The sequence below is a fragment of the Methylobacterium sp. 17Sr1-1 genome, from assembly GCF_003173775.1.
In the GTDB taxonomy this organism is placed as follows: Bacteria; Pseudomonadota; Alphaproteobacteria; order Rhizobiales; family Beijerinckiaceae; genus Methylobacterium.
On record NZ_CP029552.1, the window covers coordinates 3,283,874 to 3,299,898 of the forward strand.

Here is a 16,025-nt window from a genome sequence, read left to right on the forward strand (position 1 = left end):
ATGCGAGTCTGCGGCATGGCTCAGACTGTCTGCGTGATCCCCAGCGCCGCCGACCTGGCGCGCTTGTCCGCTATCGTCGCCGATCGGGCGCAGCCCCTCAAGCACATCCAGCGTGCCCGCATCGTCCTGCTCTCGGCCGAACGCCTCTCCGTCCTCGACGTCGCCCAGCAGGCCGGCGTCAGCTGGCCGGCCGTCTGGCGCTGGCAACAGCGCTACGCCGAGGAAGGCGTCGAGGGTCTGCTGCGCGACAAGACCCGCCCGCCCGGCAAGCCGCCTCACTCCACCGACACCGTCGCTGAGGTGCTCGCCTTGGCCTGCTCCGAACCGCCTGGTGAGGTCACCCACTGGACCGGCCGCGCCCTGGCACAGGCCGTCGGGATCTCCCTGCGGTCGGTCCAGCGCATCTGGGATGTCCATCGCCTGCAGCCGCATCGCGTCCGCAGCTTCGAGCGCTCGAACGATCCGGCCTTCGCCGAGAAGGTCGAGGACATCGTGGGCCTCTACATGGATCCACCGCGCCACGCCGTCGTGCTCTCGCTTGACGAGAAGAGCCAGATCCAGGCTCTGGAACGCACCCGCCCGAGCCGACCCGTCACGCCAGGTCGTCCCGAGACCCAGACCCACGACTACATCCGCCACGGCACCACGACGCTGTTTGCCGCGCTCGACGTGCTGGAGGGCACGATGATTGGGCGCTGCATGCAGCGTCACCGCCACGAGGAGTTCCTGCGCTTCCTCAACACCATCGAGGCGGCGGTGCCGACCGGCAAACTGATCCACGTGATCCCGGACAACTACGCCACCCACAAGCACCCGAAGGTACGGGCCTGGCTGGCCCGGCATCCGCGCTGGATCTTCCACTTCACCCCGACCTCGGCCTCGTGGATGAACGCCGTCGAGGGCTTCTTCTCCGCCCTGACCCGACGCAGGCTGAAGCGGGGCAGCTTCAGCGGGATCGTCGACCTTCAGGCTGCGATCAACCGCTACATTGCCGAGCACAACGGCAGGCCGAAGCCCTTCGTCTGGACCAAGCCGGCCGCCGCCATCCTCAATGCCGTCAATGGCAACGCTGCACCATCCGAATGAGTCAATGCACTAGTGGATCGTCGGCATGACCTCTTGCGAGAGATCCTCAACGACGGTGAGCGGGCGGCACTGTTAGTCCAGACCCCTCCCGAAACGCCTCCAAACCGCATGCCCTGCGATCTATGATCGAGATTAGCAGTCTGATGTTCAATGATGAGGTATTTCAGCGCCAACCTGTATTCTTTCTTTCCCTGCAAACGTTACTCGCTCAACAATTTTCATTAACGAAATTTGATCGTAGCCAAAAGCAATTTTTACTCGTGGTACGGAAAGAGCACTTATTAGAACACTTGATGCCGGGTTCGCGCACCACACAACTGTCAAAATATGCTCGTAGGCCGATATTTTATACGCCAGATCGGAGTCTTTTTTATAAGGTTTCCCAAGTTTAAAAGATTCCGCAAGCGACAAATCGTGATTTAGCATAACTATAATGCTTGGCCGATTGACTGCAGACCCGTTGAGACAAGGAATATGTTCCAAATCTAAAACGACAACCGCATCCAGCCATGAGAAGCCGTCCATTGTCGCCCGCCCCCGATAAGTGCCTGATCCGCCACCCAACTCAGCACCAAAATAAATGCTGTCTATGGGGACATCCCTAATTTCACACTCGTCCGTCCGCGACGGTCGAATAAAATTTATGGTCGAAAATATGTCATCGCTTGTCAAATCAATCTCTTGATCAACTGACAACAGATGCAACGTCCACCCGAGGTCATGAAAACAGTGGGCCAAGCGTAACAGCTTCTCTCGCGATTGGGAGTCCGCATCAAAGATGAAGCCGATGTGCCGACAGCCATCATCGAAGCGCGGAAACTCTCTCGCATCCTCGACGGGGAGCCGTGATGCGATCGGCGTTCGCCAACTCCACGGAACTAAGCGCAACTCAGAAATGTCCAACATCCGCCAACGCTCAAGCATTAGTCTCAGGTAGTTGCTCACCGACTCATATGGTGTGTCGCCTGAGTTCAGCGCACGTCGACCGATTTGATAAATTTCTTGCTGATCGGGCAAAATTACTCCTCTATATTCGTAAAGAATGTCTGCAAAATATTTTCGCGAGATTACAACTAAATGGCAAGATTCATCATTGCATTTTGTGCTGACTACGCGAATGCTCGCTTGGCTGCTATGGCTAATGCCGCAAACGCCGAACTGCAACTCGCTGATTATACTCCAAATCGCTCCATTGATGATGCGCACGCTGCGCATGTCATCAAGGACAGCTTTAGTCGAGAAGCACAGAAATTCAGGAAAATGAATCCAATTCGGCCTGGCTTGGTGAGCGTGGAACCGACTCGCGCAATCGCCGATGCTGAGCCTCTCAACGGAGGTGACGAGATCGTCGCTTATCTCAACGAAATCTTGATCAAGGTTGAATATCGCGAATCTGGGTTCATCCTGCGCATTAAACCGCCGACGGCACTGAAGCGAAAAAAGATCCCGATTGGAGGACATAATCTCAGCAAGCACGGTCGACTTGCGACGATTAGTTTCCGCAAGCATACTTTCTGGTCTCTTTCTATAACGTAAGTCGAGCGTCTTATCGTGAAAGAAGCGAAATCCAGCGTGCGCGGCACGAAGCCAAAAATCCCAGTCTTCGTAACCATGCTTTAATATTTCGTTGAAACGCAATCCGGACTGAAATACCTTCACTGACACTAAGCTACCCGCTTCGATATAATTGCCACGCAACAATGCCGTAAGAGAAAACTTCCCAGCCGTGTCCTGCGAACCTCTAAGTCCAAAATTGTTGAGATTCGGATATATGATATCAGCCTCATTACGGCTTATTTTTTTTGAGGCATTAGCAAGAGAGTTTGGGCCGAGATGGTTATCCGCGTCGAGAAAATAGATGGATTCAAGTCTAGCAAATTTGGATAAAGCGATTTCTATGCCGGTATTCCGCGCCGCACTAAGTCCAGCGTTTTTCTTCCAAAATATTGAACATCTATTTCTATGGACAAACTGAAGGGTTTGCAATCCGCGTGCCAAGTGTAGATCGGCGTCGCCATCGACGATCGCGACAACATGTATGAAGTCTTCTGGCTCTTGATCTAGAGCTGACAATAAAGCTTCGATCGCGAGTGAAACATGTCTGTATATTGGGACTACAATGCATATTTTTATATTATTTTCCGTCGCTTCACTCGTCATCGATTACAAACTCCACACTGGTGACCGTAGCCCACGCTAGATTTGTACGCTCATACGATGCGGCCCTGGTCATTATTTGCAAGGATTGTATCTTAGTCGATCTATTTAAGTTAAAAATAATCGACGCGTATTGACCTGCTTCGACTTTGATCCAACCGCCAACGTCGACGGGGCCAATTTCATTAACAACCCCTGACTCCAAACGTATGTCAAAAATCTCTGCTTCGTCGTGCTTGTCTGATCCTATCTGATCACCGATCGTCAAACTCACAAGAAATGAGTCCCCATCTGCATGGGCATGATATACTTTCAGAATCGCACAACAAGCATTTGGGGGACAAGCGTCCTCTATCTTTGCTACCATTACCATATTGGCGACCGGGTGGACTGTGAGTCCCCTGGAGGTCGTATCGACCGGTCGAAAATTCAGACCTGCTGGGATAGCCACGGCTCGAGCCCGGGACAGGTCATGTTCATATAGGCGGATCCTGCTTCTATCATCAATCGGTAACGGTAATCCTCTTGGTCCGCGTGTACCAGGCAACGTAGCGTAAACACGAACCGCGGGTCCGTCGATGGTTTTGACGCCATCATCCTCAATGAGCCAGGGCACGGATCCACCGACCTGCCATCCTTTGCCGACAATTTCCAACGCGAGAGCATCTCCAAAAAGTGAAAGGCTCTCTGCTAAATCGAACGATAGCCACCCCGACCGATAATCGCATTGAGCTGGTGTTACCGTCCAGGTAGAGAGAGCCTCGTGGCATCCGACTGTGTTTAATTTGACGGTTAGAGGCTGATCTGAGATATGAGCAGGCGTCACGATCCAAAGTTGTATTCGTGTGAGCCCCCAAGGGGAGCAGGGTAACTTTCTGACCAGCCGAGTAGTTACATCGATGTTTCGCCCGCTGCGGTAAGGAGATCGCCATATTTTCCTGAGCAGCGGAGTATCACGTTGGTACAAGTAATTCTCTATCAGACTAAAGTTTGTTCTCAATCTATCAATTGTCGATCTTAATTGGCCGAGCTCCACTTGTCCGTTATGTAATTCCTCGAGCATATCGCCGAATCGATGCACTGCCAGCCCGTCAAGCCATCTCCTATCGCTCAACGATAACGAGGGTGAACATTTTCTTAGGACAATATTGAGGCCCATCAACCGCGCTAATTCCTCGGCTTGAAACTTCGCATCGCCTGTAAAAAGAATCGCTGCCGCATCAATATACGGAAGGGGGTTGGTTGCGAAATCTACAGTATGTGTCATCTGTTCGTCAAATATAAAATATATTTCTTTGTGCTTGCGAAAATAGACGATTCGCCACCCGATTTCTTCACCGAGACACTTAATAAGCTCCGTATCTTCACAGGGCACAAAAAGTGTGCCAAACGTCGCTTGAGGGATTTTCGCTGTTGAGGTTGCTGTCATGACGAGTGCGGCTTGGTATGAGTGTGCTCTATCATAGGGCATCGCAGCCTCACCCGTAAAGCTCGCAGTGAATGGCAATGGCAGGGCTCGGCCGTCGATAAAGGATTTAGTGCGCGATGCAGTCGGAAGTCAGGGATCGTTTCGATATCAGTATTGTACTCAATATACACAGAGAATTGCAATATATCAGAAGAACAATGCTTTCTTTGGAGGAGGCAGCAAATTACACACGGTCATTCGGAGTGTCCGTCCAGCTAGTGATGGTGCTGGACCGATCCGACTCCGCCACTAAAGACTGGGTTCATGCCTACGACGCGTCATGCTTTGACGATAAAGTTGTCATACTCGTTGATAATGGTAGCTTAGGATTGTCAAGAAACGACGGCATTAAAGCTGCGAGTGGAACTTTTGTTGCGACTTGCGATGCCGATGATTTAGTGTCTTTCAATTATTTATCATCTTTGTTCGATGTTGCGACGAAATCTAAAGAACAAAGCCTCATATTCGCGGAGTATCTGTACGCATTCGGTGCTAATCATTTTCTTGCGCAGTATCGTGGGCAGCCCGATATTTCATCATTAGCTTTTATTACCACTCATCCCTTGATGTCCCGCGTGATGACAAGGAGAAGCAACTTCTCCAAAATCCAGTATCAAGATCTTCGCGCCTCAAGCGGCTATGCTTACGAAGATTGGCATCTCAATGTCGAGGCGGTTGGCCACGGTTTTGAGGTGAATGTAGCACGGAATACGACTATATATTATCGGCAGAGAGCCAACAGTCTCTTGAAAGAAGCTGACAGTCGTTCGGTGAGAACGATTCCACCAGCGAGATTCTTCAATCCTGAAGTGTATCTGGAGGTGTGTCGAGAAGATTACTTCAAATTTAGCCGTGGTGAGAGACATTCCGTGGACCAACTCGACGTACGATCGGATTTTATGTCTAGTCAGGTAAATATTCACTCGGCCCATAAAGCTAACTTCATCGACTCCGCAATTGATATAAGCGTTATAAATCACATACCCGCACTAACAAATCACGAGAGCGACCTCTCAGCTGGCGCGGCTTATTTTGAGATTGCGCGTGAACTGAAAGGAAAATCTTTTACAGACGTCGCCTTATTTCCTTTTATGACGACCGGCGGTGGCGAAAAATATATTCTCAATGTACTAAACTGCCTGGTTGAAGTGAACCCTGATCGTAAGTTGTTGCTCATCTCAGGGCAAGGCGGCGTTCGTCATAAGTGGATCGAAAAGCTGCCGGCAGGTAGCGTCTTCATTGATATTTTTAACAGGTATCCTAATCTAACCAACGAGCACAGGGACCTTATCACATTAAAGATAATTCAGTCAGTTGCGCCCACCGCTGTCCTGCATCTTAAGTGCAGCGAATATGCGCAAGATTTCTATTCCAGATATTCCGCAGTACTAGAAAATTTCAATGTTTTTTATCGATTTTCTGACCAAATCAGGCGTTTTGAAGATAGATTTTTTGTTAACGGTTACTCCTGGGACTTTATATCAGACAACATTAAAACTCTCGATTTAGTTATTTGTGATAACCATAAGATTATGCGAAATGATGTTGCTCGCATAGACACTCTCGCAGAAAAAGAGGTTTGCCTATATACCCTGTGTGAGATTGAAAAGGTACCTATACCCAAGAAGGTGGTCCAACGGCGAATTCTCTGGGCATCTAGACTTGACCCCGAGAAGCGTCCGGAATTAATCGGGATGATTGCCGCGATTCTCGAAAGTCGGCATCCAGACGTTGTGATCGATGTATGGGGTGAAAGCTTTTCCGGATTTGATGTAGCGGCGTTAGCGCAACATCGCAATATTCAGGTGCGAGGATCTTACTCTGGATTTACTTCTATTGGCACAGATCAGTATGACATGTTTTTATATACATCCGCGTACGATGGTCTCCCCAATGTAGTCGTGGAGGCTATGGCTTGCTCATTGCCAGTCATTGCTCCCGACATTGGGGGAATTTCGGAGGCTGTCATAAATCATGTCACCGGAGTCTTGATTGACGGAGCACGTAAAGATGAGGAGCTGGTAACGTCTTACGTCGCTGCTATTGATTGGCTTTATGACGAAGATGGTCGAATTGAAGCTGTTGGCAATCGAGCTTTACACCATGTCCAAGCCAATCATAGCCGAGAGGCTTATAGGCGGCAAGTATGCGAGATATTTAAGATAGCCTCGAACGAGTTGCAGGATATTTGAGTAGGAGTGTTAGAATGTCAGATATCAAATCGGTTGAGCTCGCTCTTCAGCACGCGCAACGTGCGTTAGTTCTGGCCGATCAGGACCAGCTGCAATACCGGGCTCAGCAAAAGCGCTTGGAAGAAAAAATTGCCGAGCTTCAAAAGCTTATCGATGAGTGGTTCAGGCCGAGGGTCGCGTATCTGGAACACACAAATCTTGATTTGACTCGGCGGTGCAAAGATGCGGAGACCCAACTTGCGACCTTAGCAGGTCGGAGCGGATGATATGCCCAGTTCTCTGAGCACGACGGCCTTGGATTGGTGACCAGTCTGGGGCGCGCTTGCGGTTTTGCAGATAATGCACTTTGCATCCGGCTCGCCCGCTCGTAACGGCGACTATTCTGGTAACGGACGGCAGCGAGGCCGTTCACAGCCGGGTGGACGACGAGTCCGGCGGCGACACGGCGTCGGATCTCGGTAGTTTCGTCAGAGGCTGCGGGCCGCGTACAGGCGTCCCGCACCGGCGCTGGCGAGATCCAACGAAGCCGGGCGAACATCGCCGGTACGAGGATGCCGGCTAGATCAACAGATATTGGCACCGACCCGCGTCCGATGGGCCGGAGCAAGGCGGGCATAAAGCACCCACTCGTCGCGGACGCACGTGGCGTGTTACTCGGGGTCAACCTGCCTGGCACCTACTGCGAGGACAGCAGGCCCCAACGCTGGACATGATCCTTGTCGTTGCGCTGCGCATCGCATGGACATCTGCGTCCCTTTTACGTGACAGATATACGACGTGGAGGTCGTGCGGGACTGACGGCTTCGGTGGGTTCGTGATCCGCCTTGTCTTAACCTGAACAGAGGCTCAAAGTCCTGCTTTGAGCCCGAAAGTTCTGATTTGGCTTAGCGTTACCTGAGCGTTTTATAGTGGCATAGTGCGTTGTTCGCCCAGCTGGAGCAGCAGGAGGCGGCCCTGAGCGAGGATCGTGTCGACGCGGTGGATCTGGACACGTGTTTGGCGCCGTTCGTAACTGCGACGGGTCGCAAGACCCGATAGCACTGGGCGCCGCTCTACCTGTGCGGCCTGCCCGGGCCGGATGATCGCAAAAGCCCGCAGCCGATCGCCAAGCGCCTGGGGCTCGCCGGGTACGGCCAACTCCAACACTTTATCTCCAGCCCGCCCTCGGACGACGCCCCTCTCTGGACCGAACTTACTCGCCTAGAGCATCGCCCGATCAGTCTGCAACGCAGCAGTCTATCTGGTATCGCGCTGCATTGAGGTAGTTGCGACACTCCTGCGGGGTGAAAGCTGCGAAGGCTTGGCGGATCGCAGCATGCAGGTCTTCGACCGTGCGCGCGGCTGCGGTGCGCAGCAACGTCTTGAGCTTGGCGAAGGCCTGCTCGATCGGGTTGAACTCCGGGCTGTAGGGCGGCAGGTACACCACCCGCGCGCCCGCCGCCGCAATGGCCTCGCGCACGCCCGCCACCTTGTGGGCCTGGAGGTTGTCGAGGATCACCGTATCGCCCGGCCGGAGCACTGGGACCAGCGTGTCGGTGACGTAGTCCAGGAAGCGCTGGCCGTTGGTAGCGCCCTCGAAGATCGCCGTTGCCGTCAGGCCGCTCGCGCGCAGGGCTGCCGTGACGGTGGTGGTCTTGTCGTGCCCGCATGGCATCGGCAGGCGACAGCGCTGGCCGCGTGGGGCCCAGCCGTAGCGGCGTGCCATCCGGGTCGAGGCTGCCGTCTCATCAATGAACACCAAACGGTCCGGATCGAGGTCGAGTTGACCCTCGAACCACGCCTGGCGCGCCTGCGCTACGTCCGGACGGTCCTGCTCGGCGGCGTGGAGAGCCCCTTTTTACGGGTGATGCGATGACGGGCCAGGAAGCGCGACAGGCCGCTGGTGCTGGTGGTGACGCCCTGCTCGGCCAAAGCGTGGCGCAACTCCGACAGCACGATGTTGCCGCGCTCCTCGCACAGCCTCAGGATCCGCGGGGCGTGAGCCTCGATGACCTGCGAGCGCTGGTCTCCGCCCATCGGCTTGGGTCGGACGTGGCCGTCCCGGAGATGGCGGGCGTGCCAGCGACTGACGCTGGCGGCGCTGACGCCGAACCGCTCGCCAGCTTGGCGGCAGGACGCGCCTGCCAGGACGGCAGACACGACGCGCTCACGCAGATCGACGGACAAGGGTGACGTCATCGCTGGCTCCTTCAGCCAACCAACGCCCTTACCAACTTGGCCGTTGCAGACCGATCGCACAGCGCTCTAGCTGACCAGATGCGCTCCTGGTGATCGACGTCACCACCCTGCCTAAGCAAGGCATGCACTCGGTCGGTGTCGACCGCCAGTACTACGGTTTGTTGGGCAAGAAGGCTAACCGCCAATCTCTCGTCTCGCTCACCCTGGCGCGCAACGAGGTCCCCAGCCGGTCGGCCTGCACCTGTTCTTCCCCGAGGAATTGGCCAGCGATCCAGCACGCTTTGCCCGAGCAAGCGTGCCCGAAGCTGCTCGCGCGTCACGCTGCGAGGGCGAGATTGCTCTGGCCGAATTCGACCGGCTACGCGACAACGGGGCCCGGTTCGTTACCGTCCTGGCCAATGCGGGCTACGGCAGCAACGCTGCCTTCCGCCGTGCCCTGGATGAGAGAAGCCTACGCTTTGCGGTCGGCATCCTGTGCACGCAGAAGGTCTACGCCGACGACGTCGCCCTCGTGCCGCCGCCCGATCGCGCACTAAAAGTAATCCCTGACCAGAACCTACGCACCGTCGAGGCCGTTCTCGACGAACTGGAATTGTTCCTTTTCTCTGGTTCTTGCTAGTTTTTCGTGGATAGCGGTGGATCGTCCCGGGCCACTGATGGTTAGGCTTGCCCTCCTTATCGTGGACGGCATGGACATTACCCTCGCCATCCCCGAGTGCCGTTTCGCGCGGTTCGTAGAGCATCACGAGGATCACCTCATCATCCCCGTGCAACTGGACGCAGCCAGCGACCGGTGCCCCGAGTGCGGGCATGCGAGCCGGTCCGTCCATAGCCGCTACCAGCGCCATCCCGCCGACCTGCCGCTATCGGCATCGCGGACCACGCTTCGCATCGAGGTGCGGCGGTTCTACTGCCGCATCCCGGCCTGCCGACGCCGGACCTTCGCCGATGTCAACGGGCTTCGAACCTTCCGCAATTTCGGGCCCGCAATTTTCCTCAGATCGGCGGGTTCGGCGGTCAGGCGATGCCGAGGTGAGCACCTCCATTCTTAGGTGGGCGTCCGCGCCGACGCGGGAGCGTGGCGAGCGGCGGAGCTTGTAGGGCCGCCTTCGCGCGGATGTGCTCGGGCATGAGCGCGGTGTGCTGGCGCAACCGGTAGCTTGAGCCCTCGATCTGCACCACCACAGCGTGGTGAAGGAGCCGGTCCAGGAGCGCGGTCGCCACTACTGGATCGCCGAACACCTCACCCCACTCCGCAAAGCCGCGGTTCGAGGTCAGGATCATCGCGCCCCGCTCGTAGCGCGCGTTGACGAGCTGGAAGAACAGGTTGCCCCCGCCCGGCACCACCGGCAAGTAGCCGATCTCGTCCACGATCAGCAGCGCCGGCCGGCAGAAGTACCGGATCTTCTCCCGCAGCGTTCCTTCCCGCTCGGCCCGCGCCAACGCTCCCACAAGGTCGGCCAGGGTGGTGAAGTACACGCTGCGGCCCGCCTTCACCGCCTCGACCCCGAGGGCCACCGCCAAGTGGCTCTTGCCGGTGCCGGGCGGGCCGAGGAAGTGCAGCACCTCGCAGCGATCCACGAAGCCCAGCTCGGCCAGGGCCAGGACGCGGGTGCGGTCGAGCGAGGGCTGGAAGGCGAAGTCGAAGCCCGACAGCGTCTTGATCGTCGAGAGCCGCGCCATCACCAGCGCGGTCTTGATCCGCCGGCTCTCGCGCAGGCTCAACTCTTCGCTCAGCAGGGCGTCGACCGCTTCGAGCGCGCTCAGTTCGCCGCGCTCCAGCCGCCGCACGGTGGTGTCGACGATCTCCAGGGCGCGCGACATCTTCAGTCCCACCAGCGTCGCCTTGATCCGCTCAACGAGTGAGGGGATCATCTCGCCAAGCCCGCTCAGGCCGCGTCTCCCCGGTCGGTCCTGGGTACGCCGGCCCCCGCGAGTTGGCGGGCGACGGCGTCGTAGATGGCCAGCGGCCGACGCGCGACCTGGTCGCCGGTTCGCCTGACGACCACTGGCTCGGCAGGGTCTCGTGGCTCGGGCGGGGGAGATCGCGGCCGGCGATGGGCGGGATCGACCCGCGTCGGCCTGCGCCCTTCCAGGGGCAGGTGGCAGGCGACCAGCTCACCCGCCTCGTAGATACGGATCTGATCGGCCCGTACGTGCACCTCCAGGGCGCGCCGGCGGGTGGTGTCGGGCACACTGTAGAGGTTGCCGGCCACCGAGACGAAGCCCTCGTGGGTGACGCGCCGCTCCAGGCTGAGCACGGCCTCGTAGGGCACGGGCGGCAGCGCGCGCAGCTGGCTGCGCTCCTGCGCGAAGGCGTCCGCGACGATCCGCTTGGTCGTGGCGTGCCGGTGGGCGTTGGCCACGGTATCGAGCCAGTGGCGCAGCTGACCGTTCAGGTCGTCGAGGTTGCGGAACGTGCGGGCGAGGAAGAAGTCCTCGCGCAGGTAGCGGAACGGGCGCTCGACCTTGCCCTTGGTCTTGGGCCGGTAGGGACGGCAGGCGCGCGGCAGGAACCCGTAATGGCGCGCGAGATCGAGAAGGCTGCGATTGTAGATGACCAGCCCGTCGGGACCCTCGCCGATCACGGCAGTCTTCATGCGATCATAGAGGATCTCGCGCGGAGCGCCCCCGAGGGCCTGGAAGGCGGCGATGTGGCAGCGCAGGACCGTCTGCAGATCCTGATAGACGACGAAGCGGGCCCAGAGGTAGCGCGAGTGGCCCAGCACCATTGCGAACAGCCAGACGATGCGGGTCACTCCCGGCTCGTCGGCGAAGACGGCCCCGAAGCGGGCGAGGTCGACCTGGGCCTACTCGCCCGGCGGGGTCTCGAAGCGGCGCTCGATCGGCAGAGGGGCTGAGGGTCGGACCGTAACCACGGCGCGCTTCACGGCGGTGTAGGCCCCTGCAAAGCCGCGCTCCTTTAACTCGCGCCAGAGACGGACGGCGGTGAGCTGCGGGTAGGCGGCCAAGCGCTCGCGCAGGTAGGGAAGGAAGGCGTCGGTGGCCCGCGGGCGGGATGATCGTGGTCCGTAGACGGGCGGCTCGAGGCCGCGAGCGATGTACTTGGCGACAGTCTTGCGGTCGAGGCCGAGCTGGCGGGCGATGGCGGTGACCGAAAGGCCATGCCGGTGGAAGTCCAGGATTGTCATGAGTTCCCCGAGGCTAACCACCGCGCCACTCCCTCCCGCCACGGAGAGCAGCTTCGGTGAAACGGCCGCCGCGCGGGCATCCCGGCTCAGACGGGAGGCTCAGGGGTGGCCAGGAGGGTGGGGAAAATTGCAGGCCCACAAGTGAGGAGGATCCTACGCCCGCTCACAGCCGAGGCGCCTATGACCCTTCTCGGACCGCACGCCCGGCGCACTCGGCGGCTTGGCGAGGCGCAGGCCAGGGTCGGCCTCGCCTGCGGCGGTGCAGGCGGCGCGCGTCTCCTCGCGCACATCCACATGCCGGCAAGCCGCGCGACCGTGCTGCGGCTCGTCACCCGCCTGCCGATGCCCGACACGCCGGCTCCCATCCGGGTCGGGATCGACGACTGGGCGATCCGCAAGGGCAGCCGCTACGGCACGATCGTCGTCGACCTCGACCGTCACCGCGTCGTCGATCTCCTCCCGGATCGCACGGCACTCACGCTGGCCGGATGGCTCGAACGGCACTCCGGCGTCGAACTCGTCGCCCGGGATCGCACGGCCGAGTATGCCTGAGGTGCAAGCCTCTGCGCTCCCCAGGCACAGCAGGTCGCCGATCGATGGCACCTGCTCACCAACATGCGGCAGGCCGTCGAACGCTGGCTCCCTGGTACCCATGCCCGGCTGCGGAACCTTCCATCCCTCCCTGGCTCAACCGTTCGTCCCGCCCGGCGTGATCGCGCCTTTGCCCGCACTCCGTCGGAGTTGGAAGTGGGAGCACAGAGTCGGATGCGATGGCAGGTGGTCTACGACGAGGTCCGCCGCCGGCACTCCGGCGGGGAGCCCCTGCTCGGGATCGCCCGTGCTATGGGGCTGGGGCGCGCCACCGTGCGCAAGTACGCGGCAGCCAAGACGTTCCCGGTGCGGCTGCGTCACGGTTCCGGGCCGAGCCTCCTTGATCCGCATGTCGCGTACTTGGCAGCTCGGATCGACGAGGGCTGCGAGAACGCCGTGGCCCTGTGGCGCGAGATCCGGAAACGGGGCTATCCAGGGACGAGCCGGCAGGTGCACCGTTTAGTTGCCAACGCCGGACAAGGCCGGTCCGAATAGGCCGCAAGCCTCTCTGTGCGAGGGCCAGTGCATCGTAGCGGCCTAGCACCGAAGCCCCATTGCCGCCCGCACGGCAACCGGCGTGGTTGCTCGTCCAGCCCCCCATCCGGGCTGGATCCGAGCGACGCAGATGTGGTGACACGTGTCGAGCGGGACGACACCGCACGGACGGTCATGGGTCTCGCTCGCCGCTTTGCAGCCCTGGTGCGCGCCGCAGGGAAGGGCAAGACCGTCGCCGATGGTCAGAACGCGGACGCCGCAGCGGACATCTCCGCCTGGATCACGCAAGCACGGAGCTGCGACGCTCCTGCTATCGCGACGTTCGCCTCGGGATTGGATGCAGACATCGCTGCCGTCCGGGGTGCACTTACGGAACCCTGGAGTAGCGGCTAGGCCGAAGGCCAGATCAACCGGCTCAAGCTCATCAAGCGCCAGTGCTATGGACGGGCAGGCCTCGATCTCCTGAAGCGCCGCTTGGTTCTTGCCGCCTGTTCCACGCAAGACGAGCAAGAACCACCGATCCGGGGCAATTTCAATCCCAGATTCCGCCCGACTCCCTTGCTGGACGGACTGCCACCTCCCTCGCGATCTCAGCGTCGACCCATGGGCTCACCCGGATGCCTGGCCCGGTATCCGACGCTTCCTGGATGATGGATCAGGTCTCGATCGAGATGCGGGCCCAGCTCTGGCCGGGGCTACTCTCGGCCGCCCCATCTGGAACTCGCCTTCCGCCGTCGGCAACCGTTCCGCGTGCAGCTTGCCGAGCACCTTGGCCAGTGCATCGAACCAGGCTTATAACGGCCACGATGACCTCTTGCAGCAGGATCAGCACCGATCGTGAAACCCACAATCAGATGGCGGACCCTCGTTGCCGCTCGCCGACCGAAAGAGAACGGAACTTCGCAACCATTGAAGCGAGAACTTTGCGTCCGAGGGGCCGCCCTCACGAGGGGACACGGAACGCAAATCTGGGCCATTGGCATACCCTATGGCTGCCACACAATTAACGCGCGATCGCACGAATCAGCACTGGAGATGCGGATAAACCCCACTACAATGCCTTTTGGCGGGATCTCCTATTTTGATAAAAATAGGCATGCATTTTTTCATGCCTAATCTTTTTTTTAGATGCCTAAGTTGTAAATAATATTTTTTAAATCTATTAATGGTTGTGATTCATCTTAAAGTATTTAGAAATATTTTTTCTCGCCCGAAGACGCTGGCATGCATAGCAAAGATGGGTTAGGGTAGGGCTAAACGCTCGTTGCCTCAGCGCATACGGATATTTGGGTTTCGCGACCGGACACATATGAAAATTGTCGACTATGCGTGTTTGGCAGCATTTATCTCGTCGCGGCGCAAGCGGGTACTAACCGCTTGCGTATTTTTGTTTTAAATTTTGACCTGATAACCTTCTAAGTATTTCATATCGGCCCGACTGTTGGCACCCCTTGAGGTTTAGCGACTAGTGCATAAGACTCCATTGCTCGTTAAATGTAGCAGCTAATGAAAATCAAGCTGTCGGCCTGTGCGGCGAGGACAGTTTAGGATATAGGATATGTTGTCAACAAGGATAACGGATGCGATGCCGAGGCACTGGCCCCGAAGAGGAGGATCTAAATCACCACGCATGAGTCAACGCTGTATATATTCCAAACGATCAGAGAAACTTGAGAAAAAATCACAGTTTGCTGGCTGGACAGCTATAGAAGGATCTAAGCCATGGTAACGTTGTGCGTACTATTTAATCATGCCTTTCCAAGGAATATACCACTTCTTAGGGAAATTTATAAAAACAGATTTAAAGATATCATTTTTATACAGCCCGTACTACGGTCGCAAGATCCAGATGTGTGGACCGCATACAGGGGCTCATACAACTTTCACGGCTTCGTTTCGGACAATGTCGCTCGACTTAAAGAAAAAAAATCGGATTACTATATATTTGTACATGACGATGTATTGTTAAATCCGAAATTGAATGAAAACAATATAATTGACTATCTAAAAATTGGTCGGAGCGAATCGTTCCTGCCGATGTACTTTCCCTTCGGCGGCGCTCTAAGTAGTTCGTCGTCGGCAGGATGGTGCTGGTCGCCAGGTATCATATGGAAATCGACGTTTCCGATGAATTTCTTGTCAGGAAGCGGACTGGAATCTCTCACTGAGACTTTAAGAAATATATCTAAAACAAAAACATATCTCGAGCAAAAGTACAATATTGTATTTGAAGATTTCAGATATGATCCCGGAGCACCGCCGCCGGTATCAAATGCATTTGCAAATCACTTTTTCGACAAAGAAGTTACCGATACGATTATAACAGGCATGTTTGGGAATAATCCTGAAACGTCTATGAGGACGCCGGTACCATTTTTGGGCGGGTATTCCGACTTTTTCGCCATCGGCGGTGATATATTTGCAGATGTTGCACATTATCTCGGAGTGCTCGCTGCCGCGAATATTTTTGCTGAGGTTGCAATTCCTACAGGATTAATGCATGCTTCCGAAAATATTAAGCAATCTTCTGACATTGGTATGCGTAGCGATTGGTCATTCTCGGACAGATCCGTTTCTGAAGAAGGCTTAGCCGAGGAATTTGCATCAGGGTTGCTACTGGTTCACTCCGTAAAGCTTTCAAGGCAAAGCGAATACATAGGGAAGGTTATTCATCTACTGAATGCGGTTTGAGCATTTCTGCTCTAC

Annotated in this window: 10 protein-coding genes and 4 pseudogenes; 9 read left to right on the forward strand and 5 right to left on the reverse strand. The window is 56.9% G+C overall.

Annotated features, from left to right (window positions below; genetic code table 11):
• The first annotated feature begins 15 nt into the window (after positions 1-15).
• Positions 16-1,086, forward strand: a complete 1,071-nt coding sequence (locus DK412_RS14785) for an IS630 family transposase (protein WP_204165377.1) — start codon at positions 16-18, stop codon at positions 1,084-1,086.
• 147 nt (positions 1,087-1,233) lie between these two features.
• Here DK412_RS14785 and DK412_RS14790 read toward each other — a convergent pair whose 3' ends face one another.
• Together DK412_RS14790 and DK412_RS30225 are read right to left on the reverse strand one after the other, a co-directional pair.
• Entirely contained in the window at positions 1,234-3,246 is a 2,013-nt protein-coding gene (locus DK412_RS14790; RefSeq protein WP_109975278.1) for a glycosyltransferase family A protein, read from the reverse strand.
• Positions 3,236-4,714 carry a DUF6212 domain-containing protein gene (locus DK412_RS30225; protein WP_162596209.1) on the reverse strand — a complete coding sequence of 493 codons (1,479 nt, stop codon included), beginning with the start codon at positions 4,712-4,714 and terminating at the stop codon, positions 3,236-3,238. Before DK412_RS30225 ends, DK412_RS14790 begins: the two co-directional genes overlap by 11 nt.
• A 74-nt stretch (positions 4,715-4,788) precedes the next feature.
• Between DK412_RS30225 and DK412_RS14800 the strand changes: the two genes are divergently transcribed.
• The 3 genes and pseudogenes from DK412_RS14800 to DK412_RS31020 form a co-directional block, all read left to right on the forward strand.
• Entirely contained in the window at positions 4,789-6,903 is a 2,115-nt protein-coding gene (locus tag DK412_RS14800; RefSeq protein ID WP_162596210.1) for a glycosyltransferase, read from the forward strand.
• Between the two features lie 14 nt (positions 6,904-6,917).
• Positions 6,918-7,169, forward strand: coding sequence for a hypothetical protein (locus DK412_RS30230; RefSeq protein WP_162596211.1), 252 nt, complete (start codon positions 6,918-6,920; stop codon positions 7,167-7,169).
• Between the two features lie 712 nt (positions 7,170-7,881).
• A pseudogene (locus DK412_RS31020) lies at positions 7,882-8,103 on the forward strand (transposase); the annotation flags it as partial.
• Between the two features lie 16 nt (positions 8,104-8,119).
• On the opposite strand, the gene DK412_RS14815 reads toward DK412_RS31020, so the two are convergent.
• Positions 8,120-9,081, reverse strand: a protein-coding gene (locus DK412_RS14815) for an IS630 family transposase (RefSeq protein ID WP_109972548.1) whose coding sequence is annotated in 2 segments (ribosomal slippage) — positions 8,120-8,733 and positions 8,733-9,081 — 963 coding nt in all. Because the reading frame shifts where the segments join, the coding sequence is not laid out codon by codon here.
• Positions 9,082-9,158: 77 nt separating this feature from the next.
• Here DK412_RS14815 and DK412_RS14820 point away from each other — a divergent pair.
• Together DK412_RS14820 and DK412_RS31025 are read left to right on the forward strand one after the other, a co-directional pair.
• Positions 9,159-9,634, forward strand: a pseudogene (locus DK412_RS14820) (transposase); the annotation flags it as partial.
• A 238-nt stretch (positions 9,635-9,872) separates the two neighbouring features.
• Positions 9,873-10,031 (forward strand): annotated as a pseudogene (locus tag DK412_RS31025) (transposase family protein); the annotation flags it as partial.
• Positions 10,032-10,098: 67 nt separating this feature from the next.
• Here the strand turns inward: DK412_RS31025 and istB are convergent.
• The gene (gene istB / locus DK412_RS14830) at positions 10,099-10,974 is read right to left on the reverse strand and encodes an IS21-like element ISMtsp8 family helper ATPase IstB (RefSeq protein ID WP_109972551.1); all 876 of its coding nucleotides are present in this window, start codon (positions 10,972-10,974) and stop codon (positions 10,099-10,101) included.
• Positions 10,971-12,254, reverse strand: a pseudogene (istA, locus tag DK412_RS14835) (IS21 family transposase). The gene istB and the pseudogene istA overlap by 4 nt, the downstream one beginning before the upstream one ends.
• Positions 12,255-12,413: 159 nt before the next feature.
• On the opposite strand from istA, the gene DK412_RS14840 reads away from it, so the two are divergent.
• The 3 genes from DK412_RS14840 to DK412_RS30235 all read left to right on the forward strand — a co-directional run bounded on the left by DK412_RS14840 (position 12,414) and on the right by DK412_RS30235 (position 16,010).
• On the forward strand, positions 12,414-12,785 hold the full coding sequence (locus DK412_RS14840) for a transposase (protein WP_109972552.1): 372 nt from the start codon (positions 12,414-12,416) through the stop codon (positions 12,783-12,785).
• Between the two features lie 225 nt (positions 12,786-13,010).
• Positions 13,011-13,319 (forward strand): hypothetical protein, encoded by a 309-nt coding sequence (locus DK412_RS14845; RefSeq protein ID WP_162596213.1) that lies wholly within the window; start codon positions 13,011-13,013, stop codon positions 13,317-13,319.
• Positions 13,320-15,446: 2,127 nt separating this feature from the next.
• The gene (locus tag DK412_RS30235) at positions 15,447-16,010 is read left to right on the forward strand and encodes a hypothetical protein (protein ID WP_162596214.1); all 564 of its coding nucleotides are present in this window, start codon (positions 15,447-15,449) and stop codon (positions 16,008-16,010) included.
• The last annotated feature ends 15 nt before the right edge of the window (positions 16,011-16,025 follow it).

Excerpts from the sequence above, each read along its gene's own strand:
- DK412_RS30235 (WP_162596214.1), top strand. The coding sequence starts at position 15,447 with ATGAATTTCTTGTCAGGAAGCGGACTGGAATCTCTCACTGAGACTTTA.
- DK412_RS30225 (WP_162596209.1), bottom strand. The coding sequence starts at position 4,714 with ATGCCCTATGATAGAGCACACTCATACCAAGCCGCACTCGTCATGACA.
- DK412_RS14800 (WP_162596210.1), top strand. The coding sequence starts at position 4,789 with ATGCAGTCGGAAGTCAGGGATCGTTTCGATATCAGTATTGTACTCAAT.
- DK412_RS30230 (WP_162596211.1), top strand. The coding sequence starts at position 6,918 with ATGTCAGATATCAAATCGGTTGAGCTCGCTCTTCAGCACGCGCAACGT.
- DK412_RS14840 (WP_109972552.1), top strand. The coding sequence starts at position 12,414 with ATGACCCTTCTCGGACCGCACGCCCGGCGCACTCGGCGGCTTGGCGAG.
- DK412_RS14790 (WP_109975278.1), bottom strand. The coding sequence starts at position 3,246 with ATGACGAGTGAAGCGACGGAAAATAATATAAAAATATGCATTGTAGTC.
- DK412_RS14785 (WP_204165377.1), top strand. The coding sequence starts at position 16 with ATGGCTCAGACTGTCTGCGTGATCCCCAGCGCCGCCGACCTGGCGCGC.